The sequence below is a fragment of the Burkholderia sp. HI4860 genome (assembly GCF_002223045.2).
Lineage (GTDB): Bacteria > Pseudomonadota > Gammaproteobacteria > Burkholderiales > Burkholderiaceae > Burkholderia.
Genome location: NZ_NKFO02000005.1, coordinates 690,663 through 703,658 on the forward strand (window position 1 = coordinate 690,663; position 12,996 = coordinate 703,658).

Consider the following 12,996-nt stretch of genomic DNA (forward strand, 5'->3'; position numbering starts at 1 on the left):
ACAGACTCGTTATAGGGTCAAGCGAACAAGTGCATGTGGTGGATGCCTTGGCGATCACAGGCGATGAAGGACGCGGTAGCCTGCGAAAAGCTACGGGGAGCTGGCAAACAAGCTTTGATCCGTAGATGTCCGAATGGGGAAACCCACTCCTTTTGGAGTATCCATGGCTGAATACATAGGCCATGCGAAGCGAACGCGGTGAACTGAAACATCTAAGTAACCGCAGGAAAAGAAATCAACCGAGATTCCCAAAGTAGTGGCGAGCGAAATGGGATGAGCCTTGCACTCTTTATTTGTATTGTTAGCCGAACGCTCTGGAAAGTGCGGCCATAGCAGGTGATAGCCCTGTAGGCGAAAACAGTATGAAAGAACTAGGTGTGCGACAAGTAGGGCGGGACACGTGAAATCCTGTCTGAAGATGGGGGGACCATCCTCCAAGGCTAAATACTCGTGATCGACCGATAGTGAACCAGTACCGTGAGGGAAAGGCGAAAAGAACCCCGGGAGGGGAGTGAAATAGATCCTGAAACCGCATGCATACAAACAGTCGGAGCCTCGTAAGGGGTGACGGCGTACCTTTTGTATAATGGGTCAGCGACTTACGTTCAGTAGCAAGCTTAACCGTATAGGGCAGGCGTAGCGAAAGCGAGTCCGAATAGGGCGTTCAGTTGCTGGGCGTAGACCCGAAACCAAGTGATCTATCCATGGCCAGGATGAAGGTGCGGTAACACGTACTGGAGGTCCGAACCCACTAACGTTGAAAAGTTAGGGGATGAGCTGTGGATAGGGGTGAAAGGCTAAACAAACTTGGAAATAGCTGGTTCTCTCCGAAAACTATTTAGGTAGTGCCTCGTGTCTCACCTTCGGGGGTAGAGCACTGTCATGGTTGGGGGGTCTATTGCAGATTACCCCGCCATAGCAAACTCCGAATACCGAAGAGTGCAATCACGGGAGACAGACATCGGGTGCTAACGTCCGGTGTCAAGAGGGAAACAACCCAGACCGCCAGCTAAGGTCCCCAAATATAGCTAAGTGGGAAACGAAGTGGGAAGGCTAAAACAGTCAGGAGGTTGGCTTAGAAGCAGCCACCCTTTAAAGAAAGCGTAATAGCTCACTGATCGAGTCGTCCTGCGCGGAAGATGTAACGGGGCTAAGCTATATACCGAAGCTGCGGATGCGTGCTTAGCACGCATGGTAGGAGAGCGTTCCGTAAGCCTGCGAAGGTGCGTTGAAAAGCGTGCTGGAGGTATCGGAAGTGCGAATGCTGACATGAGTAGCGATAAAGGGGGTGAAAGGCCCCCTCGCCGTAAGCCCAAGGTTTCCTACGCAACGTTCATCGGCGTAGGGTGAGTCGGCCCCTAAGGCGAGGCAGAAATGCGTAGCTGATGGGAAGCAGGTCAATATTCCTGCACCATTGTTAGATGCGATGGGGGGACGGATCGCGGAAGGTTGTCCGGGTGTTGGAAGTCCCGGTCGCTGCATTGGAGAAGGCACTTAGGCAAATCCGGGTGCGCAATTCAAGGGTGTGGCGCGAGCTCCTTAGGGAGCGAAGCAATTGGAAGTGGTTCCAAGAAAAGCCTCTAAGCTTCAGTCTAACGATGACCGTACCGCAAACCGACACAGGTGGGCGAGATGAGTATTCTAAGGCGCTTGAGAGAACTCGGGAGAAGGAACTCGGCAAATTGGTACCGTAACTTCGGGATAAGGTACGCCCTTGTAGCTTGATGCGCCTGCGCGCAAAGGGTGAAGGGGTTGCAATAAACTGGTGGCTGCGACTGTTTAATAAAAACACAGCACTCTGCAAACACGAAAGTGGACGTATAGGGTGTGACGCCTGCCCGGTGCCGGAAGATTAAATGATGGGGTGCAAGCTCTTGATTGAAGTCCCGGTAAACGGCGGCCGTAACTATAACGGTCCTAAGGTAGCGAAATTCCTTGTCGGGTAAGTTCCGACCTGCACGAATGGCGTAACGATGGCCACACTGTCTCCTCCCGAGACTCAGCGAAGTTGAAGTGTTTGTGATGATGCAATCTACCCGCGGCTAGACGGAAAGACCCCATGAACCTTTACTGTAGCTTTGCATTGGACTTTGAACCGATCTGTGTAGGATAGGTGGGAGGCTATGAAACCGGAACGCTAGTTTCGGTGGAGCCGTCCTTGAAATACCACCCTGGTTTGTTTGAGGTTCTAACCTTGGCCCGTGATCCGGGTCGGGGACAGTGCATGGTAGGCAGTTTGACTGGGGCGGTCTCCTCCCAAAGCGTAACGGAGGAGTACGAAGGTACGCTAGGTACGGTCGGAAATCGTGCTGATAGTGCAATGGCATAAGCGTGCTTAACTGCGAGACCGACAAGTCGAGCAGGTGCGAAAGCAGGTCATAGTGATCCGGTGGTTCTGTATGGAAGGGCCATCGCTCAACGGATAAAAGGTACTCTGGGGATAACAGGCTGATACCGCCCAAGAGTTCATATCGACGGCGGTGTTTGGCACCTCGATGTCGGCTCATCTCATCCTGGGGCTGTAGCCGGTCCCAAGGGTATGGCTGTTCGCCATTTAAAGAGGTACGTGAGCTGGGTTTAAAACGTCGTGAGACAGTTTGGTCCCTATCTGCCGTGGGCGTTGGATATTTGAAGGGGGCTGCTCCTAGTACGAGAGGACCGGAGTGGACGAACCTCTGGTGTACCGGTTGTCACGCCAGTGGCATCGCCGGGTAGCTATGTTCGGAAGAGATAACCGCTGAAAGCATCTAAGCGGGAAACTCGCCTTAAGATGAGATATCCCTGGGAACTAGATTCCCTTGAAGGGTCGTTCGAGACCAGGACGTTGATAGGTCAGGTGTGTAAGCGCAGTAATGCGTTCAGCTAACTGATACTAATTGCCCGTAAGGCTTGATCCTATAACAAGTCTGCCTTGTAGATCGGCGCCGTGCGCAAGCACCGGCCGCGATCCAAAGCGACAAGTTGGATTCTCGTGTGTGATACACACAACTCAAGATTACTGCTTCTTCCCAGATTGGTTGTGCTGCAAAGCTAGCACAACAACCCTCTTTGCCTGATGACCATAGCGAGTCGGTCCCACCCCTTCCCATCCCGAACAGGACCGTGAAACGACTCTACGCCGATGATAGTGCGGATTCCCGTGTGAAAGTAGGTAATCGTCAGGCTCCCTAAGCCAGAAACCCCCGCCCGAAAGGCGGGGGTTTTTGCATTTGCGTGACGGAAATGCACAAGAAATCGAAGCGGGTGGCGGTGTTCTCGGGACCCCACGGAAGAAACGCTTCGACAGACTCCCCATTCAAGAAACGACGACCGTAAATTCAAGCCCCGATTCAAAGTTCAGGGTCGTGGTCGAAAACCGCGGGTCGTTGTCGAGGTAGTGCTTGTACGGTCGAACGGCGTCCTCGGCTGTGTACATGTTGTCGGCCAGTACGACCGATCCCGGGCGCAGCAGGCGCTCGATCTGCTTGAAGAGCCTCAGATAGGCGTCGGCCCATACGTCGATAAACACCATGTCGAACGTACCGTCCAGTTTGGCAACAGTCTCGAATACGTCGCCCTCCCGCATGTCGACATAGGCATTCAGGCCCGCCGTCCTGACGTGATCGCGCAAGCGCGTGAACTTGAGCGCATCGCGTTCGGTCGCGACGACCACGCCACGGCCCAAGGTGCACAGTGCCTCGGCGAAATACAGCGTGGATACGCCGCATGAACTGCCGAGTTCAAGGATTCTGGCCGGTCGTTGCGAGAGCACCATGTTCCGCAAGAATCCGCCCGTTTCCGGCGACACGGCCAACGATAGCGGACTGCCTTCGGGGGAATCGAAGTCGTCGCTGGACAGCCCGAGCGTTTCGAGAAATCGCCCCCGCAGACGGGGCGCGATCGCTTCGTATTCCTCGGTTAGCGACAGAAAATCCTCGTTCGATCCCTGGAACTGCGTGCGGGCGCGGGCGACGATTTCGGTCCGGCTTTCTTCGTGGAGCCGCTGCAGAAGAGCGATGGTGGGTGACGCCATGTGCGTTTCCTTGAAGAGATTGATTCGGTCGACGACGTATTCAGCGGCGGCATCTCTCATCAGAGATGCCGCGCCGTCGCTCGATATCGGCGATACACGGAGTTGCTATACCGTTCGGGCGAGCGTGATTGCGCGTTCGGGGCACGCCGTCACACACAGTCCGCATGACCGGCACGCATCCGCATTCGGCGTATAGGCGACTTTCATTCCATGCACGCGCTGCTTCAGGCGATGCATCAGATCCAGGCCGAGGTAATCGACTTTGTCGATGCGCCGGATCTCGAACACGTTCTCGGGACAAACGGCGACACAATCCCCTTTGCCTTCGCAGCGCTTCAGATCGACGACCGGCGCAATCATCCCCGGCTTCTGTTTGCAGTCGCCTGTTGATTGGTCGGGCATAGTCATTCTCCCGTGGGCCGGTTGCTGCCGGATCGCCACGCGGTTCGGAACTGCTCGCGTTCCTCGGGTGTCATGGACTCCCACTTGCGCCAGTGGCGTCGACCGCGCCAGCCGCGATGACCGCGGAATCCGCCGAACAGGATGCGGCTCAACACGAGCAGGCCCAGCGCGTGCGCGAAGTCGATCGTACGGGCGCCGACGAATAGCGCCGGCATGACCCAGTTCCATAACATCATGACGACCCATCCGAGCACGCCTATCGCGATCAACACGAGAAGCGCCTTGCCCGCACATCTGATTCGAAAATTCATCTGTCGATTCCTCTAGGTGTTATCCAGTTCGTCATAAATGGGCTGCAGTCGGGCACGCAAATGCAAGACCGCATAGCGTTTGCGAGCGAGCAGCGTATTGAGCGCGACACCGCTTTGTGCGGCCATTTCCTTGAAAGACCGGCCCTCCAGCTCGTGTGCGATAAAGACCTCCCGCTGATTCGTCGGCAACTCGTCGAGCGCATCCTGCAAGGCCTTGAGCACGAGCGTGCGCGCGTAGCGTGCTTCGGGGCCGGCATCATGCGCAGGTAGCGCGAGGTCCAGGCGATATTCACCGTTTATGTCATCGTCGACCTCGAACAGATCGGTCAGCGGCTGTTCCCTCTTTTTGCGAAAGCGGTCGACGATGCGGTTGCGCGCGGCACGGAAAAGCCATGCACTCGCCTGCTCGATTGGCGCAGGAAGCCGATACGCCTGTACGAATTCGTGAAACACATCCTGCAGGATGTCCTCGGCGTCGTCCGGGTCGCGAATCCGGCGCCGGATGAAATTCACTAGCCTCGATCGTTCACGCATCACTGTCGCTGTGATGTCGCGGTCTGGGTCGGTCATCGTGTGCGAAGTGGGTGGCGATTCCATGTGCCTGAAGACGTTTCAGGCGCGCGAATATTGTGGCGAGAGAAAAAAATCTGCTGCTGAACGCGTCGGCGTTGCGAAATACCCATTCCCGCCGGCCACGCGCCAAGGGAATACCCATCGTAGGCGACCCATCAAGCAGGCTTGCCAGAAAGGAACGGATACCTCGTCTCGTCCTCTTGCTTCGATACGCTGAACCCGGTGCGCGCCCGCAGTTGCCCATGAGGCAGTCGACCGGATCGCGATGCAGATAGGCTTTCAATCCGTCGGCGAACCGGAACTTGGCAACCTTCCGCGTATCCGGACGAGCGTTGCCAGTTCTTCAAGGCTCCCTGCTACACGCCCCGGTCAGTCCACACGGTATCCGCTCTTGTAGCCTCGGCTCGTCCGTCTTCCCATCCACGCTACTGCCGATCCCGTTGCCACACTGGTCTGGCCAGTCAGGCCTTAAGTTCCCGTAGCCGCTGTCGTTAATCAGGACGTTGCCCGCTTTCGGCGACCCCATTCATATAACGCGGTAACGGAGATCGAAGTCATCATGTTGTCCTCGATTCGTGCACGGATACTCGCGACCTGCGTCGCCATCGTGGTAACGGCGTTGGCCGTGACAGGCGGCCTGGTCTATTACGTCGTCAAGCAACACAACGACGAGACAATCGACCAGAATCACAAGTCGATCCTCGCCGGGCACGCGCTGGCGATCAACGAATGGGTGGCCAGCAGAGGCCGGGAAACCCAGGCACTCGCGGACACGATTGCAATCGGCGGGGGTGATCCGCTGCCCGTGCTGAAGCTGCTCGGGAAGTCGGGCGGCTTCGAGGTGTTGACGCTCGGCCTGCCGGACAAGACCGCGTTCTCGAACGTGCCGCTCGCGCCCGGCTACGACCCGACAGCACGCCCGTGGTACAAGCAGGCCGTCAGCGCCGGCAGCCTCGTCGTGACGGCACTCTATCGCGACGCAACGACCGGCAAGCCGGCGGTTGCGTTCGCGGTACCCGTGGTGCGCGACGGCACGGTGAAGGGCGTGCTGGCCGCCAGCCTGTTCATGGAAAGTGTGAGCTCGATCGTGACCTCGGTACACCCGACGCCCGCGAGCTTCGCATTTCTGGTGGACAAGAGCGGGCGCGTGATTGCGTCGGCCAAGACCGACCTGATCATGAAGCCGGCAACCGGTCTTTCGCCGGCACTCGACGCCGACCACCTCGGCGCGCTGCAAACCGCGTCCGAGCCCGTCGCGGTCGACATCGACGGCGCCACTAAGCTGCTGCGGGCCCAGCCGATCGCCGGTACCGACTGGTCGCTCGTGCTCGCGCTCGACAAGGCCGACGTGACGGCCGGCATGCGCGCGGTCGCGACGACGACGCTGGCGGCGATCCTGATCGTGGCCGTGATCGCGGCCGCACTCGTCGGTGCGATGACGAACGCGGCCTTCAAGCGGATCCTGCTGGTGCGCGACGCGCTGACGGATGTGTCGACCGGCAGCGGCGACCTGACGAAACGCCTGCCGGCCGATGGCGCGGACGAAGCCGCGCAGATCGCGCATGCGTTCAACCTGTTCGCCGAAAAGATCAGTACGATCCTGCTGCAGATTCGCGAGTTCAGCGAATCCGTCAACCTCGCGAGCGCCGAGATCGCGCAGGGCAACCAGGATCTGTCCGGCCGCACCGAGCATGCTGCATCGAGCTTGCAGGAAACCGCCGCCGCGCTCGAGGAAATCGCCGGCACGGCCCGCAATTCCGCCGATGCCGCGAGCCAGGTGAGCCGTCTGGCGGAATCGGCGTCGGACGTCGCGGTGCGCGGCGGCACGGTCGTCAGCGAAGTCGTGTCGACGATGAACGAGATCACGCAGGCGTCGAGCGAGATCGCCAACATCGTCGGCGTGATCGACGGTATCGCGTTCCAGACCAACATTCTCGCGTTGAACGCTGCCGTCGAGGCCGCACGTGCGAACGAGCACGGCCGGGGCTTTGCGGTCGTCGCGGGCGAGGTGCGTGCGCTCGCGCAGCGCAGCGCGCAGGCGGCCAAGGAAATCAAGCAGTTGATTCACTCGTCGGTCGAGAAGATCGAGGGAGGCTCGGGGCTCGTCCAGACGGCCGGCACGACGATGAACGAAATCGTCGAGGGCGTGCGCAGCATCACGAGCGTGATTGCGGAAATTACCGTTGCCGCCAAGGAGCAGAGCACGGGGATCGAGCAGGTGAATCAGGCGGTGTCGCATCTCGACAATGCGACGCAGCAGAACGCGGCGCTCGTCGAGCAGTCCGCGGCGGCCGCGACGTTGCTGCGCGAGCAGGCTGCCCGGCTCGCGCAGACGGTCGGCGAGTTCAAGCTCGAGGACCGCCGTGCGATGACGTCGCAGCCAGCGTGAGAACGGCGATACCGGGTAAGTCCGGCGGCGGTGCCGACGGACGCTGCAATCAGATCGTGATCCTCAAGATCGGGAAGAACCTCCCCGGGACGACGCTCGATTCCTTTTCGCCGATTTTTTCAGCGCCGAGCGCCAGATAGAACGGAACCGCATTGGGGTCCGCTTCGATCACGAAGCTTCTGATCCCTCTCGCGGCGCTTTCCCTGCGGACCTCTTCCCACAATGCCCGGGCGACACCGCGGCCCATGTGGTCGGGATGGACGAACAGCCATCCGGGCGTCGGGCGATCCGATGCCGACGACGCGCGGACCCAGAACCCGATGATTGCCGCGCCGGATTCCGCAACGTATCCGATCGACCCGTCGATCGTCTCCGGCGCAATCGTGAGATCGCTCTGCCACAAGTCGAGCCAGTCCTGCGGATAGCCCCAGTGTGCCTTCGACATGCGAGCCAGTCGCGTGAGGGCGTCCGCGTCCGCGGCACGGGCAGCACGTACGGTAAATGCTTGGTGCATCTCGTCTCCTGTGATGGCCGCCCCATTGGTTGGAGGAGGTATCGCCCGGCATGCATCGACCCAACGCCGGATTTGCCGCTTGCCGACTCGAACGAAGGCCAGGCTCGGCGCGGCTACGCGACCTGCGATGCATGCCCGGCGGCGACGCGCCAGCCCGCGGATGATCGGCGCCAGAGCCGAGTATAGGCAAACATGCCGTCGAACGCCGTGCCGTCGAAATGGCCGGCGAGTCTCGCCTTCGTCGTGGTCAGGATCATCTCGCCGATCGCGTATGCGTGTGTTTCCTGCACATCGAGCCTGTCGAGGCGCAGCAGCTTCGCGCGATGCGCGGCCAGGTCGTCCTCCTTCGAGATGACCTGGCCGGTCGGAACGGTGAACACCAGGTCGTCGTCCAGCAACGCATCGAGCGCTTCGACATCGTTGGCCAGCATCGCGGCACGAAGGGCGATTTCACTGGGTTCGATCGCTGTACGGATTGCATCCATGTCAGGGCCTCGCATCGTCTCTGAAGGGTTGTGGTTCAGCTCATACCGGCGAGCAACAGCAGCAACGAACATGCCGCACCGACGAATACCGTCTATCGCGCGTTCGACAGCGATTGGCGCCGGACGAGCATCACCACGCAGATGCCGATCGACGCGATGACGTTGACGGCCGGATAGAACGCGACCGCGACGCTCCACGTGCTTAACGCCAGCAACGCCAGCGCGTACTTGAGCACGCACAGCGCGAAATACGCGAGGCTCTCGCTCCACGGATCGCGGATCGTCTTGCGGACGGTCGGGCCGAGGCCGGCCAGTTCGATCATCGTGACCAGACAGATGGAGATCGTCGGGTCGTCGGTCAGCATCCACAGCGGAATGGCCGACAGGGCCGCGACCAGGAAAAACCAGTCGACACGTGTCCAGCCGCGTTCGCCCCGAAAGATGCTCGCCACCAGCGTCAGAAAGCAGGTGACGGCAATGGCTGCCGTGCACCACGCGGACGGCCCGGCACCCGCGACGAACTGGCCGGCCGCCGCGATCGCCGTGACGACCGACCACACGAGCCAGGTGAACAGATGCGGGCGAACCGTGCGCCGGTAGATGGCGAGCGCATACGGAATCGCCGCCAGCAAAGACACGGCCGTTCCGATCACGCCAAAGATTGAAGCGGTGCCCTGATCGACACTGATCATCGACGCATCCTCGTTCGCGCAGGCCGACCAGTATGTGGTCGGATGGGCAGGCGCGCAATGTCGTGCCGGCCAGATGTCGCAGCGGGTGTCACATCGCGGCGCACTGGGAAGCCGATGCGATCACACGCAAGCAAACGGCACCGGGATTGAGACGTGGCAGGAAAACCCACTGCACGACCGCAAAATGAATAGAAATAACCTCTTCAATGAGAAGAAAAACTGTTCTTTCAAATCTCTTTTTGACGACCGACAGTTTGCCAACCGGACGACTGCGGCGATGCGCGGCGGTCATGGGCATCGGTCGTGCCCGCTGGCGCTTTCGTCGGGTCGAGTTCAGGCGCAGAACAACGCATACACGCCTGGTCGTCAAAACGGAGTCTCGAATGAACCCAACTTCAGCAGAAACTCATCAGCACGCGGACTGGAGACGTCTCGCGGCGCAAGTGGTCCCGAGAACGCTCGCGCATATCGGCGGGCGCGGCGTGGCGGCTCGAAGCGGCCGGACGTTCGCCGCGATCAATCCGGCGACGGAGGCCGTCATCGCGGAAGTCGCGTCGTGCGATGCACCGGACGTCGACGATGCGGTGCGTGCCGCGCGTCACGCGTTCGAATCCGGCGCCTGGTCGCGTTGCGCGCCGGCCGAGCGCAAGCGCGTGCTTTGCCGGCTCGGCGAACTCATCGCAGCGCACGGTGCGGAGCTCGCGCTGCTCGACTCGCTCAACATGGGCAAGCGCGTGGCCGACGCGTTCAGCATCGACGTGCCGGCCGCCGGCGGCCTGTTCAGCTGGTACGGCGAAGCCGTCGACAAGCTGCATGGCGAAGTCGCGTCGACCGACCCCGGCAACCTCGCGATCGTCACGCGCGAACCGTTGGGCGTGGTCGGCGCCGTGGTGCCGTGGAATTTTCCGCTCGACATGGTCGCGTGGAAGGTTGCGCCGGCGCTGGCGGCTGGCAACAGCGTCGTGCTGAAGCCGGCGGAACAATCGCCGCTGTCGGCATTGCGGCTCGCGGAACTGGCGCTCGAGGCCGGCCTGCCGCCGGGCGTGCTGAACGTCGTGCCGGGCTACGGCGAGACGGCGGGGCGTGCGCTCGGGCTGCATCCCGACGTGGACGTGCTCGCCTTCACCGGATCGACGGCCGTCGGCAAGAAATTCCTCGAGTACGCCGCGCAGTCGAACATGAAGCAGGTGTGGCTCGAGTGCGGCGGCAAGAGCCCGAACCTGGTCTTCGACGATACGGACGATCTCGACCTGGCCGCACGCAAGGCGTGCTTCGGCATCTTCTTCAACCAGGGCGAGGTGTGTTCCGCCAACTCGCGGCTGCTGGTCCAGCGTTCGATTCACGATGCGTTCGTCGACCGGCTGATTGCGCATGCCGCCGCGTTCATGCCGGGCGATCCGCTCGATCCGGCGAGCGGGATGGGCGCCATCGTCGACGAGCAGCAGCATCGGCGCGTGCGCGAGTGGATCGCACGCGGCCGCGATAGCGCGACGCTCGCGATCGGCGGAGGCGCGCCGCGCGTCGACGGCAAGGGCTACTTCATCGAGCCGACGATCTTCATCGACGTGAAGCACGACGACGCCATCGCGCGCGAGGAGATCTTCGGGCCGGTGCTGTCGGTGATGGCGTTCGACACCGAGGACGAGGCCGTCCGGCTCGCGAACGATTCGATCTATGGGCTGGCCGCATCGCTCTGGACCGGCAGCCTGTCGCGTGCGCACCGTGTATCGGGCCGGCTGCGTGCCGGCACGGTGTCCGTCAACACGGTCGATGCGCTGAGCGCGCAGACGCCGTTCGGCGGGTTTCGCCAGTCGGGCTTCGGCCGCGATCTTTCGCTGCATGCGATCGACAAGTACACGGGCCTCAAGACGACCTGGATCAGTTACTGATTCGATGCGGCGGCGCGCGTGCGGGTGCGCCGCGCAACACGACAACGTTTTTTCATCCACACAACGAACCGGAGACTCGCCCATGAATGCGCCCAACTTTCCGCATCGTACGACGCAGGACTATCAACGCAGCGACGCCGCGCATCACCTGCATGCGTTCGTCGACCAGAAGGCGCTGAACGAGGAAGGCGCGCGCGTGATGGTGCGCGGCGAAGGTATCCATCTATGGGACAACGACGGCAACCGCTACCTGGATGGCATGTCCGGGCTGTGGTGCACCAACGTCGGCTATGGGCGGCCGGAGCTGGTCGACGCCGCCGCGCGGCAGATGAAGGAACTGTCCTACTACAACATGTTCTTTCATACGACGCACCCGTCGGTGATCGAACTGTCGGAGCGGCTGTTCGCGCTGCTCGGCAATCGCTTCAGTCATGTGGTGTATACCAATTCGGGATCCGAATCGAATGAAGTGCTGATTCGCACCGTGCGGCGGTTCTGGGACGTGATGGGCAAGCCGCAGAAGAAGGTGCTGATCGGCCGCGTGAACGGCTATCACGGGTCGACGGTCGGCAGCGCATCGCTGGGCGGCATGGCGTTCATGCATGAAATGGGCGACCTGCCGATTCCGAACATCACGCACGTGGACGAACCGTACTGGTACGCGAATGGCGGCGACCTGAGCCCCGAGGCATTCGGCAAGCAGGCGGCGCTGTCGCTCGAGCGCAAGATCCTCGAGATCGGCGCGGAGCGCGTGGCCGCGTTCGTCGCGGAGCCGTTCCAGGGCGCGGGCGGGATGATCTTCCCGCCGGACGGCTACTGGCAGGAAATCGAGCGCATCTGCCGCCAGTACGACGTGCTGCTGTGCGCGGACGAAGTGATCGGCGGCTTCGGCCGCACCGGTGAGTGGTTCGCGCATCGTCACTTCGGCTTCGAACCGGACCTGATCTGCATGGCCAAGGGGCTGACCTCGGGCTACGTGCCGATGGGCGGGCTGATCATGAGCCGACGCGTCGGCGATGCGCTGGTCGACAAGGGGGGGGTCTACGCGCACGGGTTGACCTATTCGGGGCACCCGGTCGCGGCCGCCGTCGCACTGGCCAACCTCGACGTGCTCGAGCGCGAAGGCCTCGTCGAGCGCACGAAGACGGATACCGGGCCGTACCTGCAGAAGGCGCTGCGCGATGCGTTCGGCAATCATCCGCTCGTCGGCGAGATCCAGGGGGTGGGTGCGGTCGGCGCGATCCAGTTCGCGAAGAACAAGGCGACGCGCGAGCGCTTTGCGAACGAGGCCGACCTGACCTGGCACAGCCGGACGGTCGGGTTCGAACTCGGCGCGATCGTGCGTTCGACGAACGGCCGACTGATCGTTGCGCCGCCGCTGGTGATCGATCACGCGCAAATCGATGAACTGGTCGACACGATGCGCAAGGCCGTGGATGCCACCGCGCGCGAAGTGCTCGGGATCGACTGCTGATCGTTGAGCGACGCGCTTCCGTCCGATGAGAGTCGGGCGGGAGCGGATCGAATCATGGGGACCGCCGCGTGCAGCCACCGTGGCGGCTATCCGACAAGTTGAAGACTGGGCGTCGTGGTCGGTGGTCGCGATAAGGCGATGTGCCGCCGACTGCGTATTGATAAGGAATGCAAATGGTACGGCTCGTGTGTTGAAGTCCGCACGGCTTTGAGCCGGCCACGTATTCCCGGCCACCCTGTAGCCCCCGAATCCACG

The 12,996-nt window shown here is 61.3% G+C and carries 11 protein-coding genes and 2 rRNA genes; 5 read left to right on the plus strand and 8 right to left on the minus strand.

Annotated elements, in window-relative coordinates; genetic code table 11:
• Positions 1-15 precede the first annotated feature (15 nt).
• A 23S ribosomal RNA gene (locus tag CFB34_RS37180) occupies positions 16-2,897 on the plus strand.
• Positions 2,898-3,051: 154 nt separating this feature from the next.
• Positions 3,052-3,164, plus strand: a 5S ribosomal RNA gene (gene rrf / locus CFB34_RS37185).
• A gap of 131 nt (positions 3,165-3,295) precedes the next feature.
• Here the strand turns inward: rrf and CFB34_RS37190 are convergent.
• The 4 genes from CFB34_RS37190 to CFB34_RS37205 form a co-directional block, all read right to left on the minus strand.
• Positions 3,296-4,012 carry a class I SAM-dependent methyltransferase gene (locus tag CFB34_RS37190; protein ID WP_089444020.1) on the minus strand — a complete coding sequence of 239 codons (717 nt, stop codon included), beginning with the start codon at positions 4,010-4,012 and terminating at the stop codon, positions 3,296-3,298.
• Positions 4,013-4,117: 105 nt separating this feature from the next.
• Positions 4,118-4,414, minus strand: a complete 297-nt coding sequence (locus CFB34_RS37195; protein WP_089443782.1) for a 4Fe-4S dicluster domain-containing protein — start codon at positions 4,412-4,414, stop codon at positions 4,118-4,120.
• A 2-nt stretch (positions 4,415-4,416) separates the two neighbouring features.
• Positions 4,417-4,725: a hypothetical protein gene (locus CFB34_RS37200; RefSeq protein ID WP_089443783.1), complete on the minus strand. Its 309-nt coding sequence runs from the start codon at positions 4,723-4,725 to the stop codon at positions 4,417-4,419.
• 12 nt (positions 4,726-4,737) lie between these two features.
• Complete coding sequence (locus tag CFB34_RS37205; RefSeq protein WP_089443784.1) at positions 4,738-5,322, minus strand: sigma-70 family RNA polymerase sigma factor; 585 nt, start codon at positions 5,320-5,322, stop codon at positions 4,738-4,740.
• A 535-nt stretch (positions 5,323-5,857) separates the two neighbouring features.
• Here CFB34_RS37205 and CFB34_RS37210 point away from each other — a divergent pair.
• Positions 5,858-7,687 (plus strand): methyl-accepting chemotaxis protein, encoded by a 1,830-nt coding sequence (locus tag CFB34_RS37210; protein ID WP_089443785.1) that lies wholly within the window; start codon positions 5,858-5,860, stop codon positions 7,685-7,687.
• 49 nt (positions 7,688-7,736) lie between these two features.
• Here the strand turns inward: CFB34_RS37210 and CFB34_RS37215 are convergent, their stop codons facing one another.
• The 4 genes from CFB34_RS37215 to CFB34_RS37230 all read right to left on the minus strand — a co-directional run bounded on the left by CFB34_RS37215 (position 7,737) and on the right by CFB34_RS37230 (position 9,670).
• A complete protein-coding gene (locus tag CFB34_RS37215; RefSeq protein ID WP_089443786.1) occupies positions 7,737-8,201 on the minus strand; it encodes a GNAT family N-acetyltransferase in 465 nt (154 codons plus the stop codon).
• Between the two features lie 113 nt (positions 8,202-8,314).
• Positions 8,315-8,686, minus strand: coding sequence for a nuclear transport factor 2 family protein (locus CFB34_RS37220; protein WP_089443787.1), 372 nt, complete (start codon positions 8,684-8,686; stop codon positions 8,315-8,317).
• Between the two features lie 92 nt (positions 8,687-8,778).
• Positions 8,779-9,378 carry a hypothetical protein gene (locus CFB34_RS37225; protein WP_089443788.1) on the minus strand — a complete coding sequence of 200 codons (600 nt, stop codon included), beginning with the start codon at positions 9,376-9,378 and terminating at the stop codon, positions 8,779-8,781.
• 88 nt (positions 9,379-9,466) lie between these two features.
• The gene (locus CFB34_RS37230) at positions 9,467-9,670 is read right to left on the minus strand and encodes a hypothetical protein (RefSeq protein WP_143329548.1); all 204 of its coding nucleotides are present in this window, start codon (positions 9,668-9,670) and stop codon (positions 9,467-9,469) included.
• Between the two features lie 91 nt (positions 9,671-9,761).
• On the opposite strand from CFB34_RS37230, the gene CFB34_RS37235 reads away from it, so the two are divergent.
• Both CFB34_RS37235 and CFB34_RS37240 read left to right on the plus strand, forming a co-directional pair.
• Positions 9,762-11,267 (plus strand): aldehyde dehydrogenase, encoded by a 1,506-nt coding sequence (locus CFB34_RS37235; protein ID WP_089443789.1) that lies wholly within the window; start codon positions 9,762-9,764, stop codon positions 11,265-11,267.
• A gap of 82 nt (positions 11,268-11,349) precedes the next feature.
• Entirely contained in the window at positions 11,350-12,741 is a 1,392-nt protein-coding gene (locus CFB34_RS37240) for an aspartate aminotransferase family protein (protein ID WP_089443790.1), read from the plus strand.
• The last annotated feature ends 255 nt before the right edge of the window (positions 12,742-12,996 follow it).